At 57.1% G+C, this 14,738-nt stretch carries 10 protein-coding genes; 4 read left to right on the top strand and 6 right to left on the bottom strand.

Annotation, left to right across the window (positions count from 1 at the left end; genetic code table 11):
* Window positions 1-6: 6 nt before the first annotated feature.
* The 4 genes from F3I21_RS17820 to F3I21_RS17835 form a co-directional block, all read right to left on the bottom strand.
* Window positions 7-1,326 carry a gluconate:H+ symporter gene (locus F3I21_RS17820; protein WP_058771315.1) on the bottom strand — a complete coding sequence of 440 codons (1,320 nt, stop codon included), beginning with the start codon at window positions 1,324-1,326 and terminating at the stop codon, window positions 7-9.
* A 78-nt stretch (window positions 1,327-1,404) separates the two neighbouring features.
* On the bottom strand, window positions 1,405-2,169 hold the full coding sequence (gene idnO / locus F3I21_RS17825) for a gluconate 5-dehydrogenase (RefSeq protein WP_058759836.1): 765 nt from the start codon (window positions 2,167-2,169) through the stop codon (window positions 1,405-1,407).
* Window positions 2,170-2,178: 9 nt separating this feature from the next.
* On the bottom strand, window positions 2,179-3,210 hold the full coding sequence (gene idnD, locus F3I21_RS17830) for an L-idonate 5-dehydrogenase (protein ID WP_058759837.1): 1,032 nt from the start codon (window positions 3,208-3,210) through the stop codon (window positions 2,179-2,181).
* Between the two features lie 169 nt (window positions 3,211-3,379).
* Window positions 3,380-4,081 (bottom strand): response regulator transcription factor, encoded by a 702-nt coding sequence (locus F3I21_RS17835; protein WP_058759838.1) that lies wholly within the window; start codon window positions 4,079-4,081, stop codon window positions 3,380-3,382.
* Window positions 4,082-4,581: 500 nt separating this feature from the next.
* Between F3I21_RS17835 and F3I21_RS17840 the strand changes: the two genes are divergently transcribed.
* The 3 genes from F3I21_RS17840 to F3I21_RS17850 all read left to right on the top strand — a co-directional run bounded on the left by F3I21_RS17840 (window position 4,582) and on the right by F3I21_RS17850 (window position 11,304).
* Window positions 4,582-8,256 carry an ATP-binding protein gene (locus F3I21_RS17840; protein WP_150059464.1) on the top strand — a complete coding sequence of 1,225 codons (3,675 nt, stop codon included), beginning with the start codon at window positions 4,582-4,584 and terminating at the stop codon, window positions 8,254-8,256.
* 99 nt (window positions 8,257-8,355) lie between these two features.
* A complete protein-coding gene (locus F3I21_RS17845; protein WP_021509694.1) occupies window positions 8,356-8,979 on the top strand; it encodes a response regulator transcription factor in 624 nt (207 codons plus the stop codon).
* A 318-nt stretch (window positions 8,980-9,297) separates the two neighbouring features.
* Entirely contained in the window at window positions 9,298-11,304 is a 2,007-nt protein-coding gene (locus F3I21_RS17850; RefSeq protein WP_150059465.1) for an NADPH-dependent 2,4-dienoyl-CoA reductase, read from the top strand.
* On the opposite strand, the gene rlmG is transcribed toward F3I21_RS17850, so the two are convergent.
* Entirely contained in the window at window positions 11,305-12,423 is a 1,119-nt protein-coding gene (gene rlmG / locus F3I21_RS17855; RefSeq protein WP_150059466.1) for a 23S rRNA (guanine(1835)-N(2))-methyltransferase RlmG, read from the bottom strand. It lies immediately after the preceding gene.
* Window positions 12,424-12,504: 81 nt separating this feature from the next.
* Here rlmG and F3I21_RS17860 point away from each other — a divergent pair, with 81 nt between their 5' ends.
* Window positions 12,505-13,005, top strand: a complete 501-nt coding sequence (locus F3I21_RS17860; RefSeq protein ID WP_021509697.1) for a M48 family metallopeptidase — start codon at window positions 12,505-12,507, stop codon at window positions 13,003-13,005.
* Here the strand turns inward: F3I21_RS17860 and F3I21_RS17865 are convergent.
* The gene (locus F3I21_RS17865; protein WP_150059467.1) at window positions 13,002-14,690 is read right to left on the bottom strand and encodes a chloride channel protein; all 1,689 of its coding nucleotides are present in this window, start codon (window positions 14,688-14,690) and stop codon (window positions 13,002-13,004) included. The genes F3I21_RS17860 and F3I21_RS17865 overlap by 4 nt on opposite strands.
* Window positions 14,691-14,738: the final 48 nt, after the last annotated feature.

A 14,738-nucleotide genomic window follows, 5' to 3' on the forward strand; every position in this document is an offset into this window, starting at 1 on the left:
CAGGCCTTAGTGAATGATGGCGTTAAGCGCCAGCACACCGGCGAGGCCGAGGATGGAGATCAGCGTTTCCATTACCGTCCAGGTTTTCAGGGTTTCAACCACGCTCAGGTTGAAATAGCCTTTGAACAGCCAGAAACCCGGATCGTTCACGTGCGAAGCGATCACGCTGCCTGAACCAACCGCCAGCACCATCAGCGCCGGATCGGTATGGGTAGCGGCAATGATCGGCGTCACGATGCCGGCGGTGGTGATCGCCGCGACCGTGGCCGATCCCAGCGCGATGCGCAGCATTGCCGCCACCGTCCAGCACATCAGCAGCGGTGACAGCGACGATCCTTTCATCAGATCGGCGATGTAATTACCGACACCGCTATCCACCAGCACCTGCTTAAAGGCGCCGCCGCCGGCAATGATAAAGACGATCATGGCGATGGCGGCAATCGAATCGCCACACATATCCATCACCTGCTCCATTTTGCGCCCGTTACGCAGACCGAGGGTGAACACTGCAATTACCACGGCGATAAACAGCGCCACCGCCGGGTTGCCGATAAATTCAAAGAACTGGCGCAGCGCATTCTCTTTCGGCATCGTCAGTTCGCAGACTGCCGCAATCGCCATCAGCACCACCGGAATCACCGCGGCAAAGATGCTGATAAAGAAGCCCGGCATCTCCTCTTCAGTGAAGATTTTAGGGTTATACAGCCCTTCCGGCGGCGACTTTTCGAAGCTTTTGAGAAATTTTGAAAAAATCGGGCCAGCAATGATCACCGTCGGGATGGTAATGATCAAGCCGTACAGCAGCGTGGTGCCGAGATTGGCACCAAAGATGGTGGCAATGGCGGTTGGGCCGGGATGCGGCGGCAGGAAGCAGTGCGTCACCGACAGAGCTGCCACCATTGGCACGCCGACGTACAGCAGCGGCAGTCCGGCTGCCGCAACGATGGTGAACACCAGCGGGAGCAACAGTACAAAACCGACTTCATAGAACATCGCCAGACCGACGATCAGTCCGGTGACCACCAGCGCCCACTGCAGCCGCTGTTTACCGAACGCGGCAATCAGCGTGGTGGCCACCCGCTGGGCAGCGCCGGTATCGGACACCAGCCGCCCGAGCATGGCACCAAAGCCGAGGATCATCGCCAGGCCGCCGAGCGTGGAACCAATGCCTTTCTGAATCGAGGCCATCACATTGAGCGGCGTCATGCCTTCGGCGATACCTACCACCGCCGAGACAAACACCAACGCAATGAAGCCGTTGACCTTGAAGACAATCATCAGAACCAGCAGCAGTATCACACCCAGCACAATTATGGTTATTGGCATTTTTTATTATCCTTAGGAAGACAGAGGGGTGTTTAAGGTTTAGGCGCGCGCCGGCAATTACGCCAGCCGCGCACGGCATTACACGGCGACGCGCATACCGCCATCAACAAACAGCAGATGGCCATTGACGAAATCAGATGCGCCCGATGCCAGGAACACCGCCGCGCCAATCAGCTCTTCCGGCTTGCCCCAGCGCGCAGCCGGCGTACGTTTGGTCAGCCAGCCGGTGAAGGCCGGATCGTCAGCCAGCGTCTGGGTCATCTCGGTGACGAAATAGCCCGGCGCAATGGCGTTAACCTGAATATTGTGGCGCGCCAGCTCCACGCACATGCCGCGCGTCAGCATGGTGACCGCGCCCTTGGAGGCGGCATACGGCGTGATGGTGTCGCGGCCCAGTTCGCTCTGCATCGAGCCGATGTTGATGATTTTTCCGCGCTGACGCTGCACCATTCTTTTCGCCACGGTTTGTGACACCAGAAACACCGCTGTCTGGTTGACGGCAATCACGTCGTTCCAGTCCTGCTCAGGAAACTCGAGAAACGGCCGGCGGCGCTGAATGCCGGCATTGTTCACCAGGATATCAATCGCGCCCCACTGACTTTCAATCTCCTCCACCGCCTGCTGAACCTGCGCCGACTGCGTGACGTCAAAGGCCTTCGCCCGTGCGTGATAACCCAGCTCGCGCAGCTTCGCCGCGCCCTGCTCTGCGCCGCCCTCGGTAGTGGCGTTGATGATCACTTCCGCACCCGCCTCCGCCAGACCGCGCGCCAGCAGAAAACCGATGCCGCGCGCCGAACCGGTGAGCAGCACACGCTTGCCCGCCAGGGAAAATAGCTGACTCATACTGACTCCTTAAAACGTTAACTGGACTTTCGCCGCCCGGGTTTTATCTCCGGCAAACTGCAGCGCCGCGTCGATATCCTGTAAGTCATATTCTCCGCTGAACAGCGGCAGCGGATTGACCACGCCGCGTGCCAGCCAGTCAACCGCCGTGTTGAATTCGTGGGTGAAACGGAAAGAACCGACCAGATTGATCTCTTTGGCGATCAGCGTCATCAGCGGGAAATCCGGAATCGTGCCGCCCATGCCAACCTGTACCAGCGTGCCTTTGGCGCATACCACGTCGAGACAGCGCTGCAGCGAAGACGGATGGCCGGAAGCCTCGAAAGCGACATCGAAGAAGCCTTTATCTGCAAGGTAAGGCGTGAAATCACCGTCAGCAGCGTGGATCACCCCGGTCGCGCCCATCTGCTGCGCCAGGCTGAGCGAGCGTTCGCTGATATCGCTGCAAATAATCTCCGCGGCTCCGCGGGCTTTGGCAGCGGCGGCAATCAGACAGCCAATCGGCCCGACGCCGGAAATGAACACGGTTTTGCCGCTCAGATCGCCCGCCTGCTGCGTGGCGTGGATGCACACAGCCAGCGGTTCAGCAAACACCATTACGCTGTCATCGGCCTCCTGCGGAAACGGCACGCACTGCGCGCTATCGACCACCTTGTATTGCGTGAAGCCGCCATCCACGTGCGGCAGATACATGGCGCTGCCGAAAAAGCGCATTGAGGTGCACTGATTTTGCTGCTCGCGCAGGCAGTATTTACAGCTGCCGCACGGCTTTGAGGGATTGACCGCCACTTTTTGATTGGGCTGGAGCTGCGGATCGTCGCTCTCCACCACGTAGCCGATCACTTCATGACCGAGGATCATCGGCATCTTCACTTCGAAGCTGCCGACTTTACCTTCCTGATAGTAATGCAGATCGGACCCGCAGATGCCGCCGCGCGTGATGCGCACCAGCGTGCCGGTGCCGTCCCACTGCACCTGCTGCTGTGCGACGCTGACCTGTTTTTTGCCGGTAATGACGCAGGATTGCGTTTCAATGTTCATCGTAGCCCCTTCAGTGCTGTAGCAATGGGGGCTATCACAGCGGGATACGGCCGGCGAAACTGTGACGAACATCACTCAAAGCGATGTTACAAAACGGCTGTTACCGGGAACGTGATGCAGAGAGTCGGAAAAGCAGACGGCGGCCATCCCTGACCGCCTTAAACAGGGATTAGCTGCCCGACATCAGGTCGTGGCTGTATTTGAACAATTCCGAATCTGAGCGCAGGCCGAGCTTTTTCAGCGCCGACTGCTTTTGTCCGCTGACGGTTTTGCGGCTGCGTTTAAACTTCACGGCAATTTGCGACACGCTGAGCCCATCCAGAAAACAGCGCACCACTTCTACTTCGCGCGGGCTGAGGGTTTTGACCTTCTCATACATATTGCCTTTGCTGGAGAGATCGAGGTTTTCGTTGATGGCGTCTTCATTCATCACGTAGAGGTTTTCCACCTCGTACGCCACTTCCTGCGACAGGAATAGCCGCCCCTGCGCCACCTGACGAATTGCCTGGACGATCTCCTGCATATTGTGGCTCTTTCCAATAAAGCCTTTAACGCCGGCGCTCAGCACCATTTTGACAATCGCCGGACTCTCCATGGACGATGAGATCAAAATCTTTTGCTGCGGATAGTGATTTCGCAGCTGTTTCACCAGGGCCAGGCCATCCAGTTCACGCTCGCCCAGCAAAAAGTCCAGCACCAGCACATCCACCGTGGTGCTGCGCAGCTGACTAAACAGTTCATTACTTGAAGACCAGGTCCCGACCAGATGAATATCGGGTTCGTGTTTCAGGCATAACTCGAAAACGGTACGAACCATCGGGTGATCATCAAGGACAGCGACACGCACCTGTTTATTATGTGCATATACCATTCTTTTATTCCTTTATTACAGTCTCAATTTTGTCCAGTACTGATAACCACACCAGTGAAAATGACCTGAAAGTATGCGCTGACCGCTGCCGGGAAAATCGCCTGCAACGGTTTAAACCAAACGTCACCAGGTTAACAAAAATTAGAATTTTGCTTACGCGTTTAACTTATTACCGCTAATTAAAAGGTAGTTTTACCGGATGAATGGACAGCAGCGGTTAGCGGCCCCGGAAAAACTGCGAAAATTCTGACGTAACTCTGCGAATGGACCACATAAGAATTGTCTTGAAAGGTCATTTTATGGATAAACCGTTGAAATTTTTGAAATCAAAGTAAAAGCAATATCTAAAAAAAACCGAGAATGTTAATAATAAGTTAAACATTCGAGAATGGTCGCAAAATATCCTTAATGCGGCATTAGATCAGGCAGGCGGGAAAAATCTCTTTATACTCCTTTTCCCTTATCGGCATTAATGACTTTATTTTCTTCAGGAACGCACGGTGTTTAATCCTGTTAATTTCATCCGTCTGGCGGGCGTGGTCCTGTTTATTTTTTTTTGCGGCGCGCTGCAGGCGCAGGTCAAACCTTTGCAGCTTTTAGCGCGTTACGATACCGCACAGCCCGCTCTGCAGCTGGCTGAGCCCATCTCTTCTGCCTTTCGAAATAAAGTGATTAAAGTCGCAGTGGCCGGTAAATCACAGCCACCGATATATATGGATACCGATACGCGCCGCTTCGAAGGCCTGAGCGCCGACTACCTGTCGCTGATTCAAAGCATGCTGGAGACCAGCATTGAGCTTTATCACTTCCCCAGTCATAGCGCCGCGCAGCAGGCGGTGCTGAAAGGCGAAATGCATATGCTGGCGATTTACGTCGCCCAGCCGTCGTCACCGTCGCAGCCGCTGCTGGCCAGCGCCCCGTGGATGCTGGATTACAGCGTGATGGGGCTGAAGACCGACAGCGACCTTTTTCTCAATAACGGCATGCCCGAGCAAATTGCCTGGTCAGGCACGCCGCTGCAGCGCCAGTATCTGGAAGAGACGTACGAAAACGCGCAGCTGGTGCGTTTCCCGGGCTACTATGATGCCGTCGCCGCCACCGTTTATGGTCAGACGGCGCGCGTCTGGGGAAATGCGGCGACGCTGACGCACCTGAATCGCTATCTGTTTGCCAACGCGCTCACTATTCTGGCCGACGAGCATACAATTCCGCTTAACGTCGGTTTCGGCATCAGTCCGCTATATCCTGCGCTGGCCGACGCCATCAACCAGGCGCTGCCGCAGATTCCGCTGTCTATCCGCATGCAGATTGCCAAACGCTGGCAGCTCGATCCCCATCATGTACTGCAACGTAATCCGCTGGCGCTGACCGCCGACGAAGAGCAGTGGCTGCAAAACAACATTCACATCGAGACCACCTTGCCGCTGGCGCAGGCACCGCTCAGTAGCCGGACGCCGGCAGAGCAGTTTCGCGGCATGGCACCGGACGTGCTGGAGCTGATTACCAGCCAGACCGGCCTGAATTTTGTGGCGCACGCCAGCCATGAACACCCCGGCGGACGTCCTTTGCCAAAGCTGTTTCCGCTGGAAATTCTGGAACCACAGTTCGAAGCACAACCGGCTCTGATTACGCGTCCGTGGCTGGTTTCGCATTGGGTGATCATCCGCAATCAGCAGCCGGGAAACATTATGGCGCGCGACACCTTTCCGTTTGGTTCGGCGCTGATGCTAAAAAATCCGCTAATGAAAAGCTGGCTGCAGGAGCACTATCCGCACCTGTCGGTCAGCGATACCGATCGTCCGCTGGATGCGCTGCGCCAGCTGCTGGCGCGCAAGGTCGATGCGGTGATCGTGCCGAAAATTTTTGCCGACTACCATCTGCGCAACCATTTTGGCAGCGGGCTGATCGTCGAGGGTACGCTGGGCGCCGATCCCGCGCGCTTTGTGATGCGCGTAGAGCCAGGCAATGAGACGCTGGTCAGCATTCTCGATAAAGCGCTGCTGGCCATCCCGCCGGAAACGCTGTTTAAGCTGATGGCGCAGTGGCGTCAGGCGGAACCGCCGTTTCTCAGCGGCTCGTGGCAGAACTATAAGCAAACGATTCTGCTGATTGTTTCGGTATCGCTGGGATTGATTCTGTTGATCCTGCTGTGGAACCACCATCTGCGCAAAGTGATTCAGCAGCGAATGCAGGCAGAGAATGCGCTGAAAAATCAGCTCAATTTTACCCACACGCTGTTTAATGACTCGCCGGTGGCAATGTACATCCGCGATAAGCAAACGCGGCTGGTGGACTGTAACAATGCCTATCTGCGCTTTTTGCACATCAAACGCGACGAGGTAATCGGCAAACGACTGTCGGACGTATTCAACACCAATAACGCCAGCATTCATACCATTGAAGATGGTTACCAGCAGACGCTGCAGGATGGTGAAGCGGTAATGCGCGACGTCCAGCTGATGTTTGGCCAGCAGGCCTTCCATCTGTACCACTGGACGCTGCCGTTTCGCGATCGGCTGGGGGAAGTTGCCGGGGTGATCGGCGGCTGGGTCGATGTCACCGAACGTAACGCGCTGTTGCAGGAGCTGCAGCTGGCCAAGGACACCGCAGACAAAGCCAACCGCTCCAAAAGTGAGTTTCTCGCCAGCATGAGCCATGAGATCCGCACGCCGCTGCACGCCATCATTGGTTTGCTGGAGCTGGAAACCCGCTCGCAGCCGTGTGAGACGCTGTCAGAGAATATTCGCGTCGCCTACAGCTCGGCGCGCGCGCTGCTGTCGCTGATCGGTGATATCCTCGATCTGTCGAAGATCGAATCTGGTCAGTATCAACCCACGCCGGAAACCGTCTACCTGCCGGATGTGATCGATCAGGCGGTGACGCTGTTTCGCAACAAGGCCGAAAGCAAAGGGATCGATCTGCGCGTAGAAATGGACATCGCGGCCTACTGGGTACAGACCGATCCGCTGATGATCAACCAGATCCTGTCTAACCTGTTGAGTAACACCATTAAATTTACCGATCGCGGCAGCGTAACCGTGGTGCTGATGCAGGGGATTGGCCAGGAAGAGGAAGGTTGTGAGTTCGTCATAGAAGTGAGCGATGACGGCTGCGGCATGACTGAGGAGCAGCAGCAGGCTATCTTTGAGCCGTTTGTCCAGGTCGGTGAACGTCAGCAGCAGCAGATTGGCACCGGTCTTGGCCTGAGCATCTGCCGCAATCTGGCAGAGCTGCTGGATGGCGAACTGATTGTGGAGAGTACGCCAGGTGAAGGATCGGTGTTCTCCTTCTACTTCCGCGCGCCGGCCGGCGAACCGCGCGATCAAACCCAACCGCATTTGTCACAGCCGCTGGTCACCGACAAGCTGTCGGTGCTGGTGATTGATGATCATGCGCCTAATCGCCTGCTGCTGGGTAAACAGCTGGAGCTGGCGGGCCATCAGGTGGTGGTGAGCGAAAGCGCCGTCGAAGCGCTGAAGCTGTGGCAGCAGGATCCGCTGCGCTTTGACCTGATTATTACCGACTGCAATATGCCCGGCATGAACGGGTTTGAATTTGCCCAGGCGCTGCGCCAGCATGAACGCCACCATCATCTGCCGCCGATCACGCTATACGGCCTGACCGCCTCCGCCGAGCAGCACATCATGCAGCGCTGCCTGCAGGCTGGCATGAACGACTGTCTGTTCAAGCCGCTGAATCTGGATACGTTGCTGGCGCAAATCACCCACTGTCCGCGCCGCACGCCAAACGCGCCTGACAGCGAGGCAGCAGCCGTGACCGGGCAACCTGTTGCTGATACCGCCGTCGCCGCGCTGCCGGCCCCTGTGGCGGTTCCGACTTTTGCGCCGCTGCTGATGCAACTGGCTGAGCGCGATCCTGCCAGCTGCATCACCCTGCTGGAAAGTATTCGCACCAGCCACGATGAATTGCTGGCGGCACTGCAGCAAACCACTGATGCTCACGCGCTGTCACAGCTTGGCCATAAGCTGAAAGGCGGTGCCAGCATTCTTAATGCCAGCGCGCTGATGGAGCTGGGGCGCAAGCTGGAGAAACACCAGCAGGAAGGACACGATGTCGCGCAGCTGATTGCCGCCATCGCGTGCGAGATAAACACCGTCAATGAAACATTAATTATCTTTGAACAATATCGGCTGAAAAATCAGCAGGTTTTATAAAAACATAATCTTATCAAGACATTTCTCGGTTCGCCGGGATAAGCCGCCAGACATAATGTCCGCCAGCGCCATCATGTCGGTGTCGTAAAAGGGAGATCTATGTTTAATGCAAAAATTCTCATCGTTGATGAGCATCGCCTTGTTGCGGCTGGGGTGCAGGCTTTATTATTAATGAATGGCTTTAATTGTGTCACTACAGCAAACACAATTAATGATGGTATTGACGATGTTATTCATCAGCACATCGACATCCTGATTTTAGATCCTGATTTCAAAGAGAAAAATGGCATCGCCTTTTTACGCGATATCGTAAAATCTAAAACCTGGATGAAAGTCATTCTGCTCAGTCAGAGCAGTAACAATCACCTGCTTATACAATCGCTTAGTCAGGGCGCTAACGGTTTCGTGTCGAAATACGATCCGATTCAGACGCTGATCGCCGCCATTGGCTGCGTATTTAATAATGTAAATTATCTGCCCGGCGATATTCTTGACCGGCGCCAGCGCTATGTTAATGAACAGGATATGCTGTCGCGCCTGACCGAGCGGGAAACGCTTATTTTACGTCAGCTGGCGCAGGGAAAATCCAATAAAATCATTGCCTGTGAATTAGGATTAAATAACAAAACCATCAGTACTTATAAAACTAAAATTTTTCAAAAGCTCGAATCAAAGAATCTGGTCGATATTATCGAACTGGCACGGCGAAACGGTGCCTGCTGAAGCCAAAATCAAGACCAGTCTTGCGGATTAATTCGACTGAGGCATGGCATCATCACCTCGTCCTCACCCGGGATTGTTATAGAGATTGAGTCATACAGGAATTTATAACCACAGAGCTAATTTATTAGCCCAATCTTCATGCCATTACAGGGCGCGCAGGTTTCTTCCCGTGCCTGGCGAAAGTGGTCCGATACTTTCGTCTGCGACTTGCCGCCCTGCTTTTTTTTGATGTTTCTCACAGGCTGAGCGCCGCAAATTTCCAGCCCGCACTTTTCCCGCTAGAGTTCACTCATCCGACCACTCACTGAGTAAGTGATCATGACTGAGCGTTATCCGCATCTGTTTGCCCCGCTGGATCTGGGCTTTACGCAACTGAAAAACCGTTTCCTGATGGGCTCAATGCACACCGGTCTGGAAGAGCATGCCGATGGCGCTCAGCGCCTCGCTGCCTTCTATGCCGAGCGCGCCCGGGAAGGCGTTGCGCTGATTGTGACCGGCGGCATCGCGCCCAATGCGCAGGGTGTGGTGGCGCAGGGCGGAGCCATGCTCACAGACGAAACCCAGTGCGGCTGGCACCGCCAGATAACCGATGCGGTACATGCTCAGGGGGGCAAAATTGCGCTGCAGATCCTGCACGCCGGACGTTACAGCTATCAGCGCGATCTGGTGGCGCCCTCGGCGTTACAGGCGCCCATCAACCCGTTTACACCGCAGGCACTGAGCGAAGCGCAGATTGAACAAACCATCGCGGATTTCGCGCGCTGCGCCCGGCTGGCGCAGCTGGCCGGTTACGACGGCGTCGAAATCATGGGTTCGGAAGGCTACCTGATTAATCAGTTCCTGGTCGCCCATACCAATCAGCGCGACGACGGCTGGGGCGGTGATGTGGCGCGGCGGCAGCGCTTTGCACTGGAAGTGACGCAGGCGGTGCGCGCCGCTGTCGGTGATGCCTTTATTATTATTTTTCGCCTGTCGATGCTCGACCTGGTGAATAACGGCAGCTCGCTGCAGGAGACGCTGCAGCTTGCCACGGCGCTGGAGCAGCGCGGCGTGACGCTGTTCAACAGCGGCATTGGCTGGCATGAAGCCCGCATTCCCACCATTGCCACCTGCGTACCGCGTGCCGGTTTCGCCTGGGTCACGCAGCATCTGCGCCAGCACGTCAGCGTACCGGTTATCGCTACCAACCGTATTAATCATCCTCAGGTGGCGGAAGAGATTGTGCGCGACGGTATTGCCGACATGGTGTCGATGGCGCGGCCATTTCTTGCCGATGCCGCGTTTGTCAGCAAAGCGCAGGCGGGCCAGCCCGACGCCATCAATACCTGCATCGCCTGTAATCAGGCCTGTCTCGATCAAATCTTTGCCGGTAAGGTCACTTCCTGCCTGGTCAATCCGCGCGCCTGTCATGAAACGCTGATGCCGGTCATCGCCGCCGCGCAGCCAAAACGGCTGGCGGTGGTGGGTGCCGGTCCGGCCGGTATGGCGTTCGCGCTGCAGGCGGCGCAGCGCGGCCATCGCGTCACTTTGTACGAAGCCGATGCGCAGATAGGCGGCCAGTTCAATATTGCCCGCCAGATCCCCGGCAAGGCGGAGTTCAGCGAAACGCTGCGCTATTTCCGCCATCAGCTGGCAGCCGCAGGCGTTGAGCTGTGCCTGAATCATCGCGTCAGCGCCGACGAACTGGAACAGGCGGATGAAGTTATCATCGCGACCGGCATCACACCGCGCCAGCTGGCGATTCCGGGCATCGATCACCCCAGCGTAGTGAGCTATCTCGAGGTGATACGCGACAAAAAACCGGTTGGCCAGCGCGTGGCGATTATCGGTGCCGGCGGTATTGGTTTCGACACCGCGGAGTTTCTGCTGCAGCACGCCGATCGCGAGGAAGACTTCTACCAAAGCTGGGGCATCGATCGCAGCCTGCAGGCGCGCGGCGGTTTAGTGCGTCCACAGCCGACTCCTGCCGATCGCCAGATCTGGCTGCTGCAGCGTAAATCCGGCAAGCCGGGCGCCGGGCTGGCGAAAACCACCGGCTGGATCCATCGCGCCAGCCTGCAGGCGCACGGCGTGCAGATGTGGGGCGATGTGGAGTATCTGAAGATTGATAATGACGGGCTGCACCTGCGCCATCAGGGGGAAGCGCTGACGCTGGCGGTAGATAACATCGTGATTTGCGCCGGTCAGGAACCGCTGCGTACGCTGGCGCAGGCGCTGGCCGCACGCGGCAAAGCCGTGCGGCTGATCGGCGGTGCCGACGTCGCGCAGGAGCTGGATGCACGGCGCGCCATTGCTCAGGCCACTGAGCTGGCGCTCAGCCTGTGATTAACGCAGCTTGACCGAACGCAGCACCACAAATTTGGCGTTAGAGGCCACCAGCTCGCAGTTGCCAAACAGCTTCTTCATTTTCTGATGATAGCCAAGGTGGCGGTTGCCGACGATGCGCAGCTCGCCGCCATACTGCAGGCAGCGTTTGGCGTCACGTAGCATCTGCCATGCCAGGTGGTCGGTCACCGCGTGCTGCTGATGGAACGGCGGATTGCACAGCACCGCATGCAATCGGTCCGACGGAAAACCGCTCAGCACGTTGTTAACCCGAAACTGGCAGCGTGCCAGATCCTGTGGCCGGTTCAGCTCAACGTTAAGCTGGCTGGAAGCCACCGCCATGTAAGATTCATCGACGAACAGCACCTCGGCCTGCGGATTCTGTTCCAGCGCCTGCAGGCCGATCACGCCGTTTCCGCAGCCGAGATCGACGATTTCGCCTTCAATATTGTGCGGCAGATGTTGCAGAAAGAAGCGCGCGCCAATATCCAGCGCCGCGCGGGCGAACACATTGGCGTGATTGTGGATGTGATACGGCGTCTCGTCGAGCGGCCACACGGTGGTCGCCGGCACGTCCGCCAGTGCCGGAGCGCTGAAATGGCTGTAAATCAGACGCGCTTTTTTCCACGCCAGCGAGGTTTTGCTCTCACCGAGAATGCGTTCAAACAGCTGCAGCGTGGAATTATGGATATCTTTGGCTTTGCCGGCCGCCAGAATCAGGGTATCCGGCGTGACGACCGTCCGCAGCGCGCGCAGCTGGTGCTCAAGCAGCGCCAGCGCTTTGGGCAGCTTAATCAGTACCGCCGCCGGGGCAGCCGGCAACGGCGCCAGGCTATCAAGAAAGTGTACCGATGCTTCATCCAGACCGTTGAGACGCAGATTCTGCCGGGCGGCCTGCTGGCTGAGCCACGAGTCGCTGACGTGCCAGATTTCCCGATCGTTCAGCCCGCAGGTCAGCGCGCCAAAGCTGTCATTGAATACCAGCACCGGGCCTGCCGGCAGCGCCTGCTGCAGCAAATATTCATCTGCGGCGTCCCACGCCTGTAGCGGGCTCTCTTCGCGCATCGGCGGGAAGCGCTGAAGCGTCAGCGTGCGATCGGTCAGTTCAAGTTGGCTCATGGAATCTCCGGCGTGGTACACTTTGCGCGATTTTCGCCCTGAAAAGGGGGCGCAGTATACTGTCTTTCGTCGGGAATCCCAATGTCATTAATCTATCTGCAGGGTTACCCTGAAAACATCCTCGAACAGGTGCAAGTGCTGATTGATAATCAGCGATTAGCCGCCTTTTTGCAGCAGCGTTATCCCGATACGCACGACGTCGTCAGCGACCGGGCGCTTTATGACTACACGCAGGCGCTGAAAAACCGCTATATGCGCAGCGCGCCGCCGGTCAGCAAGGTCATCTGGGATAATAAAATCAAAGTGATGAAGCATGCACTTGGCCTGCATACCGCCATTTCCCGCGTACAGGGCGGTAACCTGAAAGCCAAGGCCGAAATTCGCATCTCGACCTTTTTCCGCCTCGCGCCGGAACCCTTTCTGCGCATGATCGTGGTGCACGAACTGGCGCACCTGAAAGAGAAAGATCACAGCAAAGCCTTTTATCAGCTGTGCTGCCACATGGAACCGGACTACCACCAGCTGGAGTTCGACGCGCGCCTGTGGATGACCGAACAGGCGCTGCGCGGCAACGCGGCCTAAAGAAACTCCTGCGCTTTCTGGATCAGACTGGTTTTGGTCAATGCGCCGAGGAAGCGACGCTCCTGCGCATTATTCAGCACCGGTAAACGCTCCAGCGTCACGCGCGCAAACGCCTCCCAGCCTTCACGCATGCTCTGGTGCTGGTAAATGCAGGGGAAATTATCATCCATCACGCTGCTGACCGGCGAATCCAGCGTGATCTCATGTGCCAGCACTTTGCGCGAAATGTCATGAATTGATACTACGCCAAGAAACTGACCGGCCTGATTAATGACGTAGACGTAGCGCTCGCGCTTGAGCGAACTCACCGCCAGCGCCTGCCCGACCGATTCCGCCGGCTGCAGCGCCGCGCCGGGGATGATCAGCTGATCAACCCGCATATTATCAAAATCATATTTCGCTTCTGAGCGATTAAGGTGATGGCTTACCACCGGATAGGTGCTGGCGGACTGCAGCCGGTAGACCAGCATTGACGCCAGCACCGAGGCGATCATCAATGGGAACAGCAAGCTGCTGTTGAGCGTCATCTCCAGCACCATCAGCATCGCCATCAGCGGCGCCTGACTGACCGCCGCCAGCACCGCCGCCATGCCCACCGCCGCATACAGCAGCGTATTGCCCACCGGCAGATGCAGCAGCACGCCAGTCTGCGCCAGCGCCACGCCGAGCAACGCACCAATCAATAATGAGGGCGTGAACAGGCCGCCTACCGCGTTGGATCCGACCGATAGCGTGGTCGCCAGCATTTTCAGCACCAGCAGGCCGAGTAAACCGGCCAGCAGATAGTTGCCTTCAATGATTTTCACGATCACTTCATAGCCGTTACCGAGGATATCAGTGGAGATCAGCGCCAGTAAGCCAACCGCAAAGCCGCCTGCGCCCAGCCTGAGCGGCAGCGAGCGCACGCGGCTGAACAACGCTTTGCTGCGCGCAATCAGCTTGATTAACAGCCAGCCTGCCACGCCCGCAGCAAACCCAATGATTACCGTCATCAGCAGGCTGGTGAGATCCATTTGAAACAGCGTGTCGGAGAGCGGATAGAGTGCGCTGCGAAAGCCCAGTGACCACGTGGTCATTACCGCCACAGCCGAGGCGATAATCAGCGGAATCAGCCGCTGTAGCGCAGAGATACCAAACGCAATTTCCGCGACAAAAATCGCCGACGCCAGCGGGGCGTGATACACCGACGACAGACCGGCGGCGGCCGCCATCGCGACGATGTCACTGTTGCGCATATTGAGGGACGCTGGTAGCCAGCGCCCCAGCAGGCTGCCGCTCAGCGCCGACAGCTGCACCATCGGCCCCTCTTTACCAATCGACGCCCCGCTGCCGATACTGGCAATCGACGACAGCGCGCGAAACAGCGAGGTTTTGGTGGGCACCGCATCCAGCCGCGCGTTAATCACTTCAAGGTAATCGGTTTTCACCGTCTCCTGCTGCTCAATCGCCACCGCGTAGCGCAGGAACCAGCCGGCCAGCAGCCCGCCCGCACCCACCAGCAGCGGCCAGAAGATCCACGGCCAGACGTGCATCGCGACCGTGATTTCGCTGTCGCTATGAAACAGCAGATGATTGATGAGATCGATGATGCCGCGAAACGCCAGCGTGACCAGCGAGGCCACCAGGCCCACCGGAATGGCGATCAGCAGTGTGGTCCAGTTCAGTGCGTGTTTGCTTCCGCTCACCCGGCGTCCCCGCATGTCGGTTAAAAAAGGGTTTAGCATCATCATATT

Source organism: Pantoea sp. B_9 (assembly GCF_008632015.1).
In the GTDB taxonomy this organism is placed as follows: domain Bacteria; phylum Pseudomonadota; class Gammaproteobacteria; order Enterobacterales; family Enterobacteriaceae; genus Pantoea; species Pantoea dispersa.

Bases quoted from the DNA above. Each gene is read 5' to 3' on its own strand.
- idnO (WP_058759836.1), bottom strand. From the start codon at position 2,169: ATGAGTCAGCTATTTTCCCTGGCGGGCAAGCGTGTGCTGCTCACCGGT.
- F3I21_RS17820 (WP_058771315.1), bottom strand. From the start codon at position 1,326: ATGCCAATAACCATAATTGTGCTGGGTGTGATACTGCTGCTGGTTCTG.
- F3I21_RS17845 (WP_021509694.1), top strand. From the start codon at position 8,356: ATGTTTAATGCAAAAATTCTCATCGTTGATGAGCATCGCCTTGTTGCG.
- rlmG (WP_150059466.1), bottom strand. From the start codon at position 12,423: ATGAGCCAACTTGAACTGACCGATCGCACGCTGACGCTTCAGCGCTTC.
- F3I21_RS17850 (WP_150059465.1), top strand. From the start codon at position 9,298: ATGACTGAGCGTTATCCGCATCTGTTTGCCCCGCTGGATCTGGGCTTT.
- idnD (WP_058759837.1), bottom strand. From the start codon at position 3,210: ATGAACATTGAAACGCAATCCTGCGTCATTACCGGCAAAAAACAGGTC.
- F3I21_RS17835 (WP_058759838.1), bottom strand. From the start codon at position 4,081: ATGGTATATGCACATAATAAACAGGTGCGTGTCGCTGTCCTTGATGAT.
- F3I21_RS17860 (WP_021509697.1), top strand. From the start codon at position 12,505: ATGTCATTAATCTATCTGCAGGGTTACCCTGAAAACATCCTCGAACAG.